Here is a 15,412-nt window from a genome sequence, read left to right as displayed (position 1 = left end):
GGCCCCGTGCGGTTCCGGCTCCGGCCGGTCGCCGGGGTCAGAACCGCACGGCCTTGACCACCACCGGCAGCAGCGTCTGGTCGGCGGGGGCCCTGCTGAAGGCGACCGGCTGGGCCCGCTCGCCGGCCGGCAGCTGCTCGGCTCCGACCACCGCGCTGTCCACCGTCTTGCCGCTGGTGTCGGTGAAGTCGACCTGCACCGCGTACGAGGCGGTGTCGAGGCCGCTGTTCGTGATGGTCACCACCACCGCGTGCAGGCCCCCGGTCCGGGTCCGGGGCACCCCGGTGAGCACGACGTCCTGGAGCGCGTTCCCGCCGTCGTCCAGCGTCGCCAGCACCTGCGACGCCCGGGCCCGTGCCTCCTCGCCCTGTGCCGCCACCGACGCCTCGAACGAGGCCGCGGCAGCCGCGGCGGCCGCGGACGCGGCCGAAGCCGACGCCAACGCCGACGCCGCGGCCGAGGCCAGCGGGGACGGCGGCTCCCCCGAGAACTGCGACGGCTCGGGCGCCGCGGTCAGTGTCGTGGCCGGCGCCGTCGCGATCGACGGGTTGGTCGACGAGTTGCTGCACGCCGCCAGCACTCCCACCGCGCCCACCGCCACCGCGAACGCCACCACTCGTACCCGCGCGCCGCACCGACGCTGCAGTCCCTGAACTTCGCGCACCGAGGTTCCCTCTCCCGACTCCACTGCCCCGGACCCGACGGCCCGCACGCCCCATGCTTCGCAACAACCACCCCCCGCCGCGAACCCTGCTCCCCCGTTCGAGTGGGCCCCGCATCCCGCGACCGCACGGAAGGCGCGCTCCGGCCGTTCGGCCACGGCCCATCGGGGAGCCGGGCCGGAAGCACACCCCGTCGGAACGGGGCGACACCTGTCATGACCTCGGGAACATCACATTCCGATTGCGTGCGGACAATCTGCACCGAGCCCGCCCGGACTGCGCACCAGGGGCGCTAGGCTCCCTGACGGTCGCTCGGAGCACCTGCCCGCGACCGTCACCGTTCACGGCTGCCCCGGTACCGTCGACGCAGCCCGGGCCCCTGGGAGGACATTCGTGCAGGACATGGTCAAGGGTGCCAACGTCGCGCTTGCGGCGCTGAGCGAGAGCACCGACTCGGTCACCGTCAGCCTGGGTTGGAGCAGCCCCGACGGCGACGGCGACGCCGATGTCTCGGTGCTGCTCTTGACCGCCGACGGCAAGGTGCGGAGCAACGCCGACTTCTACTTCTACAACAACCCCGCGGCCGAGGACGGCAGCGTCCAGCTCCTGGGGCAGGCTCCCAGCGAGGTCGGCACCGAGGACCGGATCCAGCTCGACCTGACTGCCGTACCGGCCGACGTCGAGCGGCTGGTCATCGCAGCCAGCCGACACCGGCGGGCCGCCTTCGGCCGGTTGGACGACCTCCGGCTCGGCCTCGCCGACAGCAGCGGTGAGCAGTTGCTCGGATTCGCCATCACCGACGCGACCTCGGAGAGCGCCTTCGTCTTCGGCGAGATCTACCGGCGCCAGCAGGAATGGAAGTTCCGCGCCGTCGGACAGGGCTACGACACGGGGCTGGCCGGCCTCGCCACCGACTTCGGCATCGACATCGACGACGACGAGGGCGAGGGCGAGGGCGAGGAGTCCGTCCTCCCGGGGCTCCCGGACGAGGAGAGCCCCGACGCGCCGACCGCCGGCCACGGCCTGCCGGCCGTCCAGGGCACCGACCCGCAGGCCGTCGGCGTTCCTTCCCGGTCCGACGGGCCTAGCGGGACACCGGCCACCAAGGTCCTGATTCCGGCTCAGCCCGCCGCTCCGGAACCGGTGCCGGCCGCACCGAGCCGGCTCCGTACCGCACGGAAGAAGGTGACGCGGCCCAAGACCCCCAGGCCGTCGCTGGCCGAGAACGACACGTGGAGGACGGCCCGGCTGTTCCCCGCCACCACCCTCAAGAGCGACCGCGAGCGCGAGGTGCGCGCGACCTCGGTCCTGCTGTCGGTGATGGCCCAGGTCCCGGAGTTCGGCCGCCGGCTCACCGCGGCGTTCGGCGCCCCCGCCGGCCGGATGGAGAACTTCACCGAGGTGTCGCTCCCCCACGGAGACTCCCCCAAGCGCCCGGACGGCGTCATCCGGGTCGAGCGGGCGGGCCGGCGGTGGACCGCCCTCGTGGAGAGCAAGACCAACGGCAACCCCTTGAAGGCGGAGCAGGTCCAGGACTACATGGACATCGCCGCCCGCCGCGGCTACGAGGCGGTCATCACCGTCTCGAACGACGTCGCGCTGGAGGGGAGCCCGCTCGTCCCGGTCAAGATCGACGGACGCCGCAAGCACAAGGTGGCGCTCTGTCACCTGTCCTGGGCCGAGGTGGCCTTCCACGCGAAGATGCTGATCCGGCACGAGGGTGTGGCCAACCCGGCGCACGCCTGGCTGCTGGAGGAGTTGCTGCACTACCTCCAGCACGAGAACTCCGGCTGCCACGGCTTCCAGAACATGGGACCGGCCTGGGTGCCGGTCCGCAACGGCATCGACGACGAGACCCTCGTCGAAGGGGACGACCGCGCCACCCAGGTCGTCGAGAGCTGGGAACGTCTCATCCGCCAGGTCTGCTTCCAGCTCGGCGGCGAACTCGGCGTCAAGGTGCTTCCCGTCCAGGCCCACCGCCGGGGCGAGGACGCCCGGGCCCGGCGGACGGCACTCGCCGACCGCCTCTGCGCGGACGGCAGGCTGAGCGCCGAGATCCGGATCGAAGGGGTCATCGGCACCATCGGCATCACCGCGGACCTGCGCGTCGGAAAGCTCCGGACCTCGACGGAGATACCGGCCCCCGAGCAGGGGTATCCGCTCAGCTGGGTCAAGCGACTGGTCCGCCAGCTCGCCGAGGCGCCGGCGGATCTGCACGTCGAGACCCTGACCGACGGCGCGGTCGCCGGTCCGCGGGGCACCCTGGAGAAGCTGCGGCCCGAGCCCGGCGACCTGCTGCCGAAGGACTCCTCACGGATCACGGGCTTCCGGCTCTCGCTCTCCAAGAGCATGGGCAGCACGCGCGGCAACGCCGAGTCCGGCTTCATCCGCAGCGTCGACGCCGCCGTCGAGCGGTTCCACACGCACGTGATCGCCCACCTCGACCACCGCGCGGCGCGCCGGGCGTAGCGGGTACCGGCGTCAGCAGGGCCGCAGCGGGCAGGCCGCTCCGGCCCTGCCCGCTCCCCGAAGACGAAGCGGTGCGAGGCCGGCGGGGCCGGACGGGTGGCGGCGGGCGGGCCGTCACCAGACGAAGGTCGGGGGGTCGATCATGATCGCGATCGCCCAGGCCGCCGGGATGAGCAGGTGGGCGGTGAGGGCGCCGGTCATGGCGAAGCGCCAGCGGCGTTGGGGGGTCGAACGCTTCCCGGCGAGGGCCGCTCCCAGCAGCGAGCCGAACAGCGACACCGCCAGCAGACCGAGCGTCAGGTCCACGCCGGCCCGTTGCTGTGCCGGTACCTCCGACGCGTGGCCTCTGCACAGGGCTGCCAGCGCGAGCCCGTCGATCACCGCCGTCATGGCGCCGAACACCCAGGCCCCGACCGTGTCCGCCGTACGGCTGCCCGCGCCCCTGATCCCCGTCCCCGCCATCCTGCCGCTCCCTCAGCGTCCGAATCCGGATCCGCACGATGGTACGGCGTCGACCGGCCCGCGCCGGGCGGTGTGATCGGCGCCATGTCGGGCGTACGGGAACCTTCCGGCCGGCTCGCCCGACTGCTGGGGGGTGAGTGCGATGTCGCCGGGTGGCCGGCCGTGGAGCGTGTTGGCGGGGTTCGCCCTGCTGTTGGTGGTGGTGTTCGGGGTGGCCTTCGCCGTAGGGCGGGCGGCCGGCCCGGTGGCACCGGGGCTGACGCCCGGCGGCGGTGGCGGGGGCGCGCCCGGGATGAGCGGCCACGACATGGGGGCGGGCCGGTGAGTCCCCTCACGGACCGGGAGACCGGAGCACTGGTCAGCACCGACCTGGCCGTCGGCGGGATGACCTGCGCGGCCTGCGTGAGCCGGGTGGAGAAGCGGCTGGCGCGGATCGAGGGCGTCACGGCGGGCGTCAACCTGGCCACCGGGCGGGCACGCGTCCTGCACCCGCCCGGGGTGGGTGTCGACGAGCTGGTCGCCGCGGTCGAACGGGCCGGGTACACGGCCGAGCCGGCCGCCGACGCGCCGCCCGCGGCGGACCTGCCGGAGGAGCCGGGCGAGCGCCGGCGGCTGCTGGTGACGGCGCTGCTGGCCGTGCCGGTCCTGGTGCTGTCGATGGTGCCGTCGTTGCAGTTCCCGGCCTGGCAGTGGGTCTGCTTCGGGCTGGCGTTGCCGGTGGTGAGCTGGGGCTCGGCCGACTTCCACCGGCGGGCCCGGCAGGGCCTCCGACACGCTGCGGCGACCATGGACACGCTGGTCAGCCTCGGCGTGGTGGCGTCCTTCGGCTGGTCCGCGTACGCGCTGGTGTTCGGCGGAGCGGGGGAGGTCGGCATGCGGATGCCGTTCTCGCTCACCGCGGACGGCGGCGGCGCGGCCCACGTCTACCTGGAGGCGGCCGTCGGGGTGCCGCTGTTCGTCCTGGCCGGGCGGCTGCTGGAGGGCCGGGTGCGGCGGCGCAGCGGCTCGGCGCTGCGGGCGCTGGCGGAGCTGGGTGCGAAGCAGGTGTGCGTCCGTGAGGCCGGCTCCGGGCGGGAGCGGCTGCTGCCGATCGAGCGGCTGCTGCCGGGGCAGGAGTTCGTGGTCCGGCCGGGCGAGCGGGTGGCCACCGACGGCGTGGTGGTGGACGGCGGCTCGGCGCTGGACCTCAGCCTGCTCACCGGCGAGAGCGTGCCGGTGGAGGTCGGCCCCGGGGACCGGGTCGCCGGGGCGACGGTGAACGTCGGCGGCGCCCTGGTGGTCCGGGCGACGGCGGTCGGCGCCGACACCCAGCTCGCCCGGATCAGCGCGCTGGTCGCGGACGCCCAGGCCGGAAAGGCCCGGGCGCAGCGTCTGGCGGACGCCGTGGCCGGCGTGTTCGTGCCCTGCGTGCTGGCGGTCGCGGTGTGCGTGCTCGGCTTCTGGCTCGGCGCGGGCGCCGAACCGCAGGCGGCGGTGACGGCGGCGGTCGCCGTCCTGGTGGTGGCGTGCCCGTGCGCGCTGGGTCTGGCGACGCCGACCGCCCTGCTGGCCGCGACCGGTCGCGGCGCGGAGCTGGGCGTGCTGGTGCGCGGGCCGGAGGTGCTGGAGAGCCTGCGCCGGATCGACACCGTGGTGCTGGACAAGACCGGCACGCTGACCACCGGGCGGATGGAGCTCGCCGAGCTGACCACCGCCCCGGGGGTGGCGGAGGACCAGGTGCTGCGGCTGGTGGGAGCCGTCGAGCACCGTTCGGAGCACCCCGTCGGGAGGGCCGTCGTGGGGGCGGCCCGGGACCGGTGCGGCTCCGAGCCCCTTCCGGCGGTGGCCGGCTTCACGGCCACCGCCGGAGTCGGGGTCAGCGGCACCGTCGAGGGGCGGCTGGTCCGGGTGGTGCGGCCCGACGACGCCGCGGGTCCGTTGCCGGCCGGGCTGGCCGCCGCGGTGGCCCGGGCCGGGGAGGCCGGGCGGACTCCGGTGGTGGCCGAGCTCGACGGCCGCCCGGTGGCCGTCCTCGCGGTCGGCGACGCGCTGCGCGCCGGCAGCTGGCGGGCACTCCACCGGCTGCGCGGGATGGGTCTGGAGGCGGTCCTGCTGACCGGGGACGGCCCCGGCGCGGCACAGGCCGTCGCCCGCGAGCTGGGCATCACCCGGGTGCACAGCTCGGCGACGCCCGAGCGCAAGGCGGAGGTGGTCGCCGAGCTGAAGGCTTCCGGGCGGACCGTGGCCGTGGTCGGCGACGGCGTCAACGACGCGGTCGCGCTGGCCGCCGCGGACCTCGGGGTGGCGCTGGCCTCCGGCAGCGACGCCGCGATCGGCGCGGCCGGGCTGACGCTGGTGCGCGGCGACATCGAGGCGGTGGTGGACGCCGTCCGGCTGGCGCGGCGCACGCTGGCCACGATCCGGGCGAACCTGCTGTGGGCGTTCGGGTACAACGCGGTGCTGATCCCGCTGGCGGCGGTCGGGGTGCTCAACCCGATGCTGGCGGCGGTGGCGATGTCGCTCAGCTCGCTGCTGGTGGTGGGGAACAGCCTTCGGTTGCGGACCTGGCAGCCGGCGCGCGGCGGTCCGGGCGGCGGCCGGCGGGACGGACGGCGTGGGCGCAGCGGACGGGGCGCCTGGGGTCCCGGGAGCGCGGGGGACGCCGGGGGTGCCCGGTGAGGACGCAGACGGGTCGGGCAGGACGGTCCGGGCCGCCGGTGGAGCGGGTGAAGGCGGTCGGGCCGCCGGTGGAGCGGGTGAAGGCGGTCGGGCCGGCGGTGGAGCGGGTGAAGGCGGTCGGGCCGCCGGTGGCGGCGGCCGTGCTGGCCCTGGCCCTGCTCTCCGGCTGGACGGCGGTCGGCGGGGCCGGGCGGCAGCGCCCGGTGGAGGCCGGGCCCGGCTGGGTGCTGCTGCCCACTTCCGGCGGGTCGACGGCGACCTCGGCGGCGACGGCGTTCTTCACGGTCCGCAACCCCGGGGACGTACCCGACGAACTCATCGGCGCCGACTGGGAGCTCGGCGGCCGCGTCACCCTGAAGCGGCACCTCCACCAGGGGGCGTCCGGCCGGTGGGAGCCGGTCGCGGGACTGCCGGTGCCGGCGCACGGCGAGCTGGCGATGTCGCCCGAGGACGCCGACCTGATGATCGCCGGCCCGCCGCCGCTGCGGGCGGGCCAGTGGGTGGGGTTCACGCTCCGCTTCCGGCACAGTCCGGACCTCACCGTGCGGGCCCAGGTGGTCCCCCCGGGCGGCCGGCGCACCGGCTGACCAGGTGGCGGGCCGCGCACCGTGCCCTCCGGCGACGGCCGACGCGGGTTGACGGGCGGAGTGGGAAGTCGGACCTGCCGACTTCCCACTCCGGACCCGCGTCCCGCGCAGCTTCCGGGCCGCAGCGCCCCGGGGTGCCCCGCCAGTGCACCGCGGTGCCCCGCGGTGCGACACGGCACCTTGCAGCGCGACCGGCTCAGCGCGCGAGGGACGCGTCGAGCGTCTCCTCGACCGGGCGGCGCGGCGTCGCGCTCCCCGGCGGGCCGTAACCGATCCGGAGCACCAGCTGGACGTAGCCCGGGCCGTCGGCCGGATCGCGCAGGCCCCAACGGGTGTCGGGCCACTCCAGGGGCTGGTGCCAGACCGTCAGGCGCACGCCGTGGACGGTCGCCAGGAGCCAGACGCGCTCCAGCGCCTGCCCCGTGCGCAGCCAGTCCACGGGGCGGTCGGTGCGGGTGACGAGCGTGCAGAGCTGGGGCAGGGCCTCGAACCGCTCGGCCGGCCGCGCGGGCGCGTCCCGGTACGGCGGGCGGCCGGCGAACTCGCGCATCGGGAGGCGGGCGTCACGGTCCCGGGAGCCGAGGGCCGCGAACGGGATGCCGTCGACGGCCTCGCCCACCGCGTCGTCGGACCGGAGCCAGGCGCGGGCCTCGGCCTGCCGGTCCGGGTCCTGGGACGTCCGCTCCACGGCCTCGGCGGTGAGCGCGAGCACCCGCCGGACGCCGCCCTCCTCCAGCGAGGCGAGCACCGCACCCTCGGCCTCGGCGGCGGCGGCGAGTTCGCCGAGCACCGCCTCCGGCACGTCGCGGTTGGTGAACGGCTCGCGGCTGGAGTGACGTCGGGTGATCGCCGGGCGGAGGTCCCGGCCGAACGGTTCGGCGTCGCGGGCGGCGGCCGAGAGGTCGAGCCGGGCGAGCAGTCCCGGGGCGTCCGGGTCCGGGAGCAACTGGGCGACCGGCTCCCGGCCGAGCCCGAGGGCGGCCACCCGCAGGTTGAACAGGGCCGCGCCGGCCGCGATGTGCAGCGCGGTGCCGGTGGGGTCGGCGAGCGGTACGGCACGGGCGGGGTCGGCGAGCACTTCGATGCCGCGCCCGTCCTCGGTCGGGCGGAACCGCCAGGGCTGGCTGTTGTGCAGGGACGGCGCCGCGCCGCCGGCGGCCGCGAGAAGCCGCAGGTCGGCCGGGGTGAGGGTGGGCTCGGTCATGGTGATCCTCTCCTTGCCTCTGGCCCTTCCTCCGGCCTCTGCTCGGACGGTCGGGCCGGTTCGGCCTGCTCGGGCCGTCTGGCCGATCTGCTCGGGCCGGTCGGGCCGGTCGGGCCGGTCGGGGCGGGGAACGCCGGAGGAAGCCCGTTCGACCGGTTGCCCGGCGTTCCGCGTGCGCCGGACGGGGGCGGTGCCGCGGGCGGCGGCCCCGGTACTCCCGAGGGTGCCCCCGGGGGCGACCGGACGGCAGGGTCGAACGGCCCGGGTTCCGGCGCCCACCGGGCCGACCGCCCACCCGCCTCCACCACCAGTCGACCACCGGCCGACCACCGGCCGCCCCGAGCCGCCCGCCGCAAGCCGCTGCCGTCAGTCGTGCGGCACGACCGCCACCGGTGCCTGCGCGTGGTGGAGCACCGCGTGCGCCACCCGGCCCAGCCGCGGGCCGAAGTCGTGCGGGCGCCGCCGCCGCCCGAGCACCACCAGCTCGGCCGTCGCCGAGGCCTCGACCACCGCGCGGGCCGGGCCGAGCCGGACCTCCTCGACCACCTCCGTCCCGGGGTACCGCTCGCGCCAGCCCGCCAGCGCCTCCGCGAGCGCCTTGGCCTCAAGCCCCTGCAGCTCCGCGATCTCGGCCGGCGCCGGGACGAAGCCCACGGTCGCGAACGCCGGTGGCAGGTCCCAGCCGTGGACGGCGCGGACCCGGGCACCGCGCAGCTCCGCCTCCTCGAAGGCGAAGGCGAGCACGGCCTCGTTCGGTGCCTGGACGTCGACCGCGACCAGAACCTCCGGGACGGCGCCCATCACCACCCCGGCCTGCGCCTCGGCCGACCGGACCACGACCGCCGGGGCCGAACTGCGCGCGACGGTCGCCCGGCTCACCGAGCCGAGCAGCAGGCCGGTGAAGCCGCCGAGGCCCCGCGAGCCGAGGACCAGCAGGCCGGCATCCTCGGCCGCGGCCACCAGGCCGTCCACCGCGGCGTCGAGCACCACGTCGGTGTGCACGTCCACGCCTGGGTGGCCGGCCCGGAGGGTGTCGGCGATCTCGGCGAGCATCCGCTGGGCACCTGCGGGCAGCGAGCCGGCGTCGGCGAAGGCCGACCGGCCGTCGGTCAGCCAGGGCCAGACGTGCACCACGCGCAGCGGGGCACCGCGGCGCAGTGCCTCCTCGGCTGCCCAGTGGGCGGCGGCGGTGCTCTCGGGCGAGCCGTCGACTCCGACCAGAACAGGTGGGGTCATGGGAGGTTCCTTCCGCTGCGGGCGGGCGCTCGGCGGCCGGCACGCATCCTGACGCGCCGTCCGATGACCCCACCCTCCCCGCCGCGCGCGCCCGCGCACAGAGCCGCACGGCCCGCGCCGCCGGGCCATTGGTCCCACCCGCCGGACGCGCCACGGCACAGTTCGCCCCGACCCCGGCGTTTCGGAGGGCCCTCCCCGGGCACTACCGTGAATTCCGACAATCCTCCTGGTCGGGTGACCCGGGGGGGGGTTCGCGCGCGTGCGGATCCAGCGGACACAGCGACCAGACGGACAGACCCACGAGGAGGACGCCGGTGGGCGGCGCGAACGGTACGCGGGCGGGCACCGGCGATTCGGCGAACGTCGGGCCCGCCTGCCCTGCGGGCGAGCCTGCGGGCAACACGACGGCCTGCCCGGCGGGCGCCGGGGCGGACGGCCCGGCGGCAGCCCGCCCGGGGGCGGGCGCAGGGGGTGGCGGCACTGCGGGAGGGCACCAGGGCCCCGACGGGCCGGTCGCCCGCAACGGCGCTCCCGCCCGGATGCCGCAGCTGCGCCTGGACGAGCTGCTGGAGGAGCTCCAGTGGCGGATCGACGCGGCCCGCGGCACCCGCGACCGGGTGCACAGCCTGCTGGAGGCGGTGCTGGCGGTCGGCCGCGAGCTGGACCTCTCGCAGGCCCTGCACCGGATCGTCGAGGCCGCCGCCGACCTGGTCGACGCCCGCTACGGCGCGCTCGGCGTGATCGGGCCGGACGGGCACACCCTCTCGCAGTTCCTGACGGTCGGTCTGACCGGGGAGGAGATCGAGGCGATCGGGCCGCTGCCGGCCGGGCGCGGCATCCTCGGCGAGCTGATCCGCAACCCGCAACCGCTGCGCTGCCCGGTGCTCTCCGAGCACCCGGCCTCCGTCGGCTTCCCGCCGAACCACCCGCCGATGCACACCTTCCTCGGGGTGCCGGTGCGGGTGCGCGGCGAGGTGTTCGGCAACCTCTACCTCACCGACAAGCGCGGCGGTCTGGACTTCGACGCCGACGACGAGGCGGTGATCGCCACCCTCGCGGTCGCGGCCGGGGTCGCCATCGACAACGCCCGGCTCTACGAGGAGGCGCAGCGGCGACAGCGCTGGCTGCAGGCCAGTGCCGAGATCACCCGCAGCCTGCTCTCGGGCGCGCCCCGCCTGGAGGTGGTGGAGCTGATCGCCCGCCGTGCCCGGGAGATCGCGGGGGCCGAGCTGGCGGACGTCTCGGTGGCGCTGGCCGGGCCGGATGAGCGGGCGGCCGAGCTCACCGTGGAGGTGGCGATGGGCGCCGACCCGAGCGGCCGGATCGGGGTGACGGTGCCGGTGGACGGCACCCTCTCCGGGGCCGCGTACGCCTCGGGCTCGCCGGTGACCAGCGACGAGCTGGCCGGCGACGCCCGCTTCCCGGCCGGTCCGCCGAACCGCTTCGCCGGCCTCGGGCCGGCGGTGGCGGTGCCGCTGGGCACCGGGACGGGGTTCGGGCGCGGTGTCCTGCTCCTGGCCCGGGCGAGCGGGCGCGAGCCGTTCACGGCCGAGGAGACGGGCCCGCTGCTGGGCTTCGCCGACCAGGCCGCACTCGCTCTGGAGCTGGCCGAACGGCGGCGCGATGCGGAACAGTTGACGCTGCTGGAGGACCGCGACCGGATCGCCCGGGACCTGCACGACCTGGCCATCCAGCGGCTCTTCGCCACCGGGATGACGCTGCAGAGCGCGGGCCGGCTGATCGAGAGCCGCAGCGCCTCCGACCGGGTCAGCCGGGCGGTCGCCGACCTGGACGAGACGATCAAGATCATCCGATCGACGATCTTCGGTCTGCGCGCCCACAGCGAGCCCGACCGCGGCCTGCGCGCCCGCGCCACCCGCACGGTCGGCGAGGCCCAGGCCACGCTGGGCTTCCCGCCCCGGCTCAGCATGGAGGGCCTGCTCGACACGGACGTGCCGCACGAGCTGGCCGAGCACGTCATGGCCGTCCTCGGCGAGGCGCTCAGCAACGCGGCCCGGCACGCCCGGGCGAGCCGGGTGGAGGTCGTGCTGCGAGCGCTGGGCGGCCGGGTGACGCTGACGGTCGCGGACGACGGGGTCGGGGTGCCCGACGGCGGGCGGCGCAGCGGGCTGCGCAACCTCGCCGAGCGGGCCGAGCGGGTCGGCGGCAGCTTCGAGCTGCAGCCGGCGGAGGGCGGCGGCACGAGGCTGGTCTGGGAGGCTCCCCTGGGGGTCTGAGCGCGGCGGTCGACGGCAGGAGGCGCGGGGCACGGCACGTCACGGCGTGCGGCGCCGCAGGGCGCGGCGCGGCCGGAGGCGGCACGGCGGGACGCGGCACGGCACAGTACGGCCGGACGCCGCACGGCGGGGGCCCGCCACCGCCCCCGGTCAGGGTCCGGCCGCCAGCCGTCGGCCGACGACCAGCTCGGGGCCGATCCGGATCAGCACCTCGCGCCGGGCCGGTGGCCGGTCCTCGCACGCGGGGCCGGTTCGAGCGACCGCCGGGTCCGGCCCCGGGAGCCCGTCGCCGCCGACCTCGACCGGCCGCACCTCGGCGCGACCCAGGACGGTGACGAACCATCCGGTGCCGTCGCCGTCGTCCACGTCGTCGGCCTCGAAGGCGGTCACCGCGCCGTCCACCGCCTGGACCAGCTCCGACCCGGCGTCCACCGCGAACAGCACACCGCCGTGTTCGTCGACCCGGAACGGCACCGGCAGCACCGCCGGCAGAGCGCCGAGGGTGTAGACGACCCGCCCGACCGGCGTGCCGGCCAACAGCTCCAGCGCCCGTGCCTCGTCCAGCTCGGGGCCCGGACCGACGTCCGGGGAGCGGTCCGCGACGACGTCCACGACCGGGCCTGCGGCGAGTTCCCGGCTGCGGGCGCCGCCCGGTCGGGCCCGACCGGGCGGCTCCTGCTGCGGGGACTGCGCTTCACGATCGGCATCCATGCCAGCGATGGTCGCCCGCCGGGCCCCGGGACGACGAGGGCCGATGGTCCTGCCGAGGGTCCCGCCCGGCGGCCGCCGGCGCCGGATCCGGCGGGAGGGCCGCCAGGCGCGGACCGGCGGCGGACGATCCGACCGGCGGTGAGCCCGCACCCGGCCCGGATCGGAGCCGGCCCGGGCGCCCGGCACAGGCAGGCCCGGGTGCCCGGCGCCGTACCGCGGTCCGGCTCGTACGCTGTTCGGCGGCAGCCCGCCACGATCCCGAGGAGCGCCGTGTCCACCAGCCCCCCGCCGCAGCGGCCCACCGCACCGGAGCCACCCGTCGCTCCGGAGGCGAGCCGGGCCCGGTGGCGGCAGGTGCGCGACCACCTGAACCGCAACCGGTTCGAGCTGACCAGGTCGGCCGCGGCCGGGCACGCCCCGCACGAGTTCGCCCCGGGCGGCAGGCTGCTGGCGCGCCGGCACTGGATTCCCGCGGCGCCGGTGCCCCTGGACCGGGTCCGGCTGCGGTGGCAGGAGCAGGCCCCGGCGACTCCGATCGACGGCCGCCGCCCCGAGCTGACCGCCGTCCTCCCCCGGCGGGCCGACGGCACCCCGTACGAGACCTATGCGGAGGCCGTCGGCGACCTGGCCCGGCCCCGGCTCTTCGAGAACCGGGGCTGCTACCGGCTTCTGGAGGTGGCGGAGGACGCCCCCGTTCCGACGCTGACGTTCGGCCGCGGCCGCTACTTCGACGTCGTCGACATCTGCGAGGCGGCGGCCCACGAGTACGCGGCCGCAGCCCTGTCCGTACCCGGCGGGTCGCGGCCGGGGGCGGGCGCCACACCGTTCCGCGCCGCCGTCGGCGATCCCACCGACCTCGCCCGGCGGCCGGTCCTGGCCGCCGTCAGCACGCTGGCCGTCCGCCACGACCGGCGGACGGGCGGCGCCGAGTTCGTCCTGCACTGGCGCGACCCGGCGAAGGTCGCCAGCGGCGGCGGGCTGTTCCAGGTGATGCCGGTGGGCATGTTCCAGCCCTCCCACGACGCGCCGTGGAACGAGGCCAACGACTTCGACCTCTGGCGGGCGATCGTCCGCGAGCTCGGCGAGGAACTGCTCGGCGGCAGCGAGGACTACGGGAGCGACACCGCCCCGATCGACTACGACGCCTGGCCGTTCCAGCGGACGCTGGCGTCGGCCCGGGCGACCGGGACCCTGCGGACGTACTGGCTCGGCCTTGGCGTGGACCCGCTCACGTTCGTGACCGACCTGCTCACCGTCGCCGTGTTCGACGCCGACCTGTTCGACGAGGTCTTCGCCCGGATGGTCGCCACCAACGACGAGGGGCACCGCGTCCGGCTCGACGACGGCACCGGCCACGCCGCGGGCATCCCCTTCACGGCCGGGCAGGTGGAGCGCCTCGCCGACCGCGAGCCGATGCAGCCGGCGGGCGCCGCGCTGCTGCAGCTCGCGTGGCAGCACCGCGAGGTGCTCCTGAACGGCGACCACGGCGCCGGCCCGTCCGGCTCCCGGGGCGGCTGACGCCGACCGCGGCGGAGGAAGGCGCGCCGGCCGTCCGGGGTCAGCCGCGGGGCCGGGTGTGGTGCCCGGCGTGGGTGGGGGCGGCCGACTGGCGCCGCTCGGTGGCTATCAGCGCGGCCTGGACACGGCGTTCGACGCCGAGCTTGGCCAGCAGCCGGGAGACGTGGTTCTTCACCGTCTTCTCGGCGAGGTAGAGGCGCTCGCCGATCTGGCGGTTGGTCAGGCCCTCGCCGATCAGTTCCAGCACCTCCTGCTCGCGCGCCGTGAGCTCGGGCCCGGCGGCGGCCGGCTGGGTCGGCTCGGCGTCGCTGCGCAGGCGGTTGAGCAGACGGGTCGTGGCGCCCGAGTCCAGCATGGACCGGCCGGAGGCGACGGTGCGCACGGCTGCCACCAGGTCGGTGCCGCTGATCTGCTTGAGGACGTACCCGGCGGCACCCGCCATCACGGCGTCCAGCAGCGCCTCCTCGTCGTCGAACGAGGTGAGCATCAGGCAGGCCAGGTCGGGCATGCGCGAGCGGAGTTCGCGGCAGACCGCCACGCCGTCGCCGTCGCCGAGGCGGATGTCCAGCACCGCGACGTCGGGGCGCAGCGCGGGGACCCGGACGAGGGCCTGCTCGGCGGTGGCGGCCTCGCCGACCACCTCCAGGTCCGGCTCGCCGTCGAGCAGGTCGTGGACGCCGCGGCGCACCACTTCGTGGTCGTCCAGCAGGAACACCCTGACCGGCGCCGGCGTCTCGACGCCCCCCGTCATGCTTGCCATCTCGCGGCTCCACCTTCTCGTGCCCCGGCACGCTGCCGCGGGTCCATCGCATCATGCCTGGTCGGCGGCCGGCGCCCCCAGGGCCCAACGGCCCCATTCCGGCCCGGTCCGTCAGCACGGCGGGAGCGCCCGCCCTCGGACGGGGTGGGAGTCGACCGCGAGGAGCCGGGGCGGCGGCCGTACGGCCGTACACGCGGGCGGGACCGGGCCGGTCAGGGCACCCCGCCCCGGGTGGCGGACGTCCGGTCAGGGGCGGGCGGCAGACGTCCGGTAGACGGTGCCGGCGGACGTCCGGTCAGGGACGGGCGGCGGACGTCCGGTCAGGGGCGGTGCCGGCGGGCGTTGCCCATACCGACGAGGAGGAACGCCCCCGACACCGCCACCGCGCTGCCGGCCGCGGCGGCCAGCCGGGGGGCCAGCGCGCCGCCGCCGGCCAGCAGGATGGAGAGCGCGCCGAGCGAGGAGACCGCCAGGCCGACCAGCAGCCAGCCCATCAGGACCGCGGCCGCCGGGCGCGGACCACGCGGGACGGGCCCGGCTTCGAGCATCGCCCAGCGCAGCCGGTCCTCGCGCCGCTCGGCCCGGCTCTGCGCGAAGGCCCGGATCCGCAGCAGGAGGCCGGCGACCAGACCGGCGAGGGCGACCTGCGCCGCGGGCTGCCAGGCGGGCACGGCCAGCAGCAGTCCGCCGGCCAGCGCCAGCGCGGCCCACCAGACGACGCAGGCGGCCGCCGCGGTCCGGACCGACCGGGGGCGGTCGTCGCCCGCCTGGAGGTCGGCGATGGCGGGCAGGTACCAGACGCAGCCGGAGGCGGTGATGGCGGCCGTGCCGATGGCCAGAACGGTGTGGGACATGCCGTGCGCTCCTCAGCCGATGGGGTTCGAGCGATGGTGTGCGGGTGCGGATGG

The 15,412-nt window shown here is 76.6% G+C and carries 13 protein-coding genes; 6 read left to right on the top strand and 7 right to left on the bottom strand.

Annotation, left to right across the window (positions count from 1 at the left end; all coding sequences use genetic code 11):
* Nucleotides 1-37: 37 nt before the first annotated feature.
* On the bottom strand, nucleotides 38-664 hold the full coding sequence (locus tag MCM47_RS30550) for a hypothetical protein (protein WP_238864995.1): 627 nt from the start codon (nucleotides 662-664) through the stop codon (nucleotides 38-40).
* A gap of 400 nt (nucleotides 665-1,064) precedes the next feature.
* Between MCM47_RS30550 and MCM47_RS30545 the strand changes: the two genes are divergently transcribed.
* Nucleotides 1,065-3,131 carry a TerD family protein gene (locus MCM47_RS30545; protein WP_238865101.1) on the top strand — a complete coding sequence of 689 codons (2,067 nt, stop codon included), beginning with the start codon at nucleotides 1,065-1,067 and terminating at the stop codon, nucleotides 3,129-3,131.
* A 114-nt stretch (nucleotides 3,132-3,245) separates the two neighbouring features.
* On the opposite strand, the gene MCM47_RS30540 is transcribed toward MCM47_RS30545, so the two are convergent.
* On the bottom strand, nucleotides 3,246-3,593 hold the full coding sequence (locus tag MCM47_RS30540) for a hypothetical protein (RefSeq protein ID WP_238864993.1): 348 nt from the start codon (nucleotides 3,591-3,593) through the stop codon (nucleotides 3,246-3,248).
* 142 nt (nucleotides 3,594-3,735) lie between these two features.
* Between MCM47_RS30540 and MCM47_RS30535 the strand changes: the two genes are divergently transcribed.
* The 3 genes from MCM47_RS30535 to MCM47_RS30525 are packed head-to-tail and all read left to right on the top strand — an operon-like array spanning nucleotide 3,736 to nucleotide 6,838.
* Entirely contained in the window at nucleotides 3,736-3,918 is a 183-nt protein-coding gene (locus MCM47_RS30535; RefSeq protein WP_238864992.1) for a hypothetical protein, read from the top strand.
* Nucleotides 3,915-6,251, top strand: a complete 2,337-nt coding sequence (locus tag MCM47_RS30530; protein WP_374209235.1) for a heavy metal translocating P-type ATPase — start codon at nucleotides 3,915-3,917, stop codon at nucleotides 6,249-6,251. Before MCM47_RS30535 ends, MCM47_RS30530 begins: the two co-directional genes overlap by 4 nt.
* 38 nt (nucleotides 6,252-6,289) lie before the next feature.
* Nucleotides 6,290-6,838: a copper chaperone PCu(A)C gene (locus MCM47_RS30525; RefSeq protein WP_308222517.1), complete on the top strand. Its 549-nt coding sequence runs from the start codon at nucleotides 6,290-6,292 to the stop codon at nucleotides 6,836-6,838.
* Nucleotides 6,839-7,034: 196 nt separating this feature from the next.
* Here the strand turns inward: MCM47_RS30525 and MCM47_RS30520 are convergent, their stop codons facing one another.
* Together MCM47_RS30520 and MCM47_RS30515 are read right to left on the bottom strand one after the other, a co-directional pair.
* Nucleotides 7,035-8,042, bottom strand: coding sequence for a hypothetical protein (locus MCM47_RS30520; RefSeq protein ID WP_238864990.1), 1,008 nt, complete (start codon nucleotides 8,040-8,042; stop codon nucleotides 7,035-7,037).
* 366 nt (nucleotides 8,043-8,408) lie between these two features.
* Nucleotides 8,409-9,278 carry a universal stress protein gene (locus tag MCM47_RS30515; RefSeq protein ID WP_238864989.1) on the bottom strand — a complete coding sequence of 290 codons (870 nt, stop codon included), beginning with the start codon at nucleotides 9,276-9,278 and terminating at the stop codon, nucleotides 8,409-8,411.
* Between the two features lie 539 nt (nucleotides 9,279-9,817).
* Here MCM47_RS30515 and MCM47_RS30510 point away from each other — a divergent pair.
* On the top strand, nucleotides 9,818-11,515 hold the full coding sequence (locus MCM47_RS30510; RefSeq protein ID WP_238864987.1) for a GAF domain-containing sensor histidine kinase: 1,698 nt from the start codon (nucleotides 9,818-9,820) through the stop codon (nucleotides 11,513-11,515).
* A gap of 150 nt (nucleotides 11,516-11,665) precedes the next feature.
* On the opposite strand, the gene MCM47_RS30505 is transcribed toward MCM47_RS30510, so the two are convergent.
* On the bottom strand, nucleotides 11,666-12,226 hold the full coding sequence (locus MCM47_RS30505; RefSeq protein ID WP_238864985.1) for a pyridoxamine 5'-phosphate oxidase family protein: 561 nt from the start codon (nucleotides 12,224-12,226) through the stop codon (nucleotides 11,666-11,668).
* A gap of 270 nt (nucleotides 12,227-12,496) precedes the next feature.
* On the opposite strand from MCM47_RS30505, the gene MCM47_RS30500 reads away from it, so the two are divergent.
* On the top strand, nucleotides 12,497-13,744 hold the full coding sequence (locus MCM47_RS30500; protein WP_238864983.1) for a hypothetical protein: 1,248 nt from the start codon (nucleotides 12,497-12,499) through the stop codon (nucleotides 13,742-13,744).
* Nucleotides 13,745-13,784: 40 nt separating this feature from the next.
* Here MCM47_RS30500 and MCM47_RS30495 read toward each other — a convergent pair whose 3' ends face one another.
* Both MCM47_RS30495 and MCM47_RS30490 read right to left on the bottom strand, forming a co-directional pair.
* A complete protein-coding gene (locus MCM47_RS30495) occupies nucleotides 13,785-14,504 on the bottom strand; it encodes a response regulator transcription factor (RefSeq protein WP_305068045.1) in 720 nt (239 codons plus the stop codon).
* A gap of 320 nt (nucleotides 14,505-14,824) precedes the next feature.
* On the bottom strand, nucleotides 14,825-15,358 hold the full coding sequence (locus tag MCM47_RS30490) for a hypothetical protein (protein WP_238864981.1): 534 nt from the start codon (nucleotides 15,356-15,358) through the stop codon (nucleotides 14,825-14,827).
* Nucleotides 15,359-15,412 lie beyond the last annotated feature (54 nt).

This window comes from Kitasatospora sp. A2-31 (assembly GCF_022288725.1).
Lineage (GTDB): Bacteria > Actinomycetota > Actinomycetes > Streptomycetales > Streptomycetaceae > Kitasatospora.
Note: the sequence above shows the minus strand (reverse complement) of the source record. Positions and strands in the feature narration are given on the sequence as shown.